The organism is Stenotrophomonas sp. SrG, from assembly GCF_050031795.1.
Classification (GTDB): domain Bacteria; phylum Pseudomonadota; class Gammaproteobacteria; order Xanthomonadales; family Xanthomonadaceae; genus Stenotrophomonas; species Stenotrophomonas rhizophila_A.
In genome coordinates this window covers 1-235 of record NZ_JBNBBE010001369.1, presented here as the reverse complement: position 1 = coordinate 235, position 235 = coordinate 1, and the positions used below count along the sequence as shown (strand labels likewise).

Annotated in this window: 1 pseudogene; it reads left to right on the top strand. The window is 62.1% G+C overall.

Going from position 1 to position 235, the window contains the following annotated elements:
• Positions 1–235 (top strand): annotated as a pseudogene (locus tag ACQG3P_RS23885) (hypothetical protein); the annotation flags it as partial.

Sequence of the window (235 nt, the reverse complement as noted above, 5' to 3'; positions counted from 1 at the left end):
CGAGAAGCGCGGCATCCTCACCGAGGCCGCAGCCGACGTGCTGGAACTCCAGGAGCAGTACCAGTCGGGCCTGGTCACCGCCGGCGAGCGCTACCACACGGTGGTCGACATCTGGTCGCGTACCAATGAACGCATCGCCAAGGCGATGATGGACACCATCGGTACCGAGTAGGTCGTCAACGCCAAGGGCGAGACCATCGACCAGAAGTCGATGAATTCGCTGTACATCATGGCC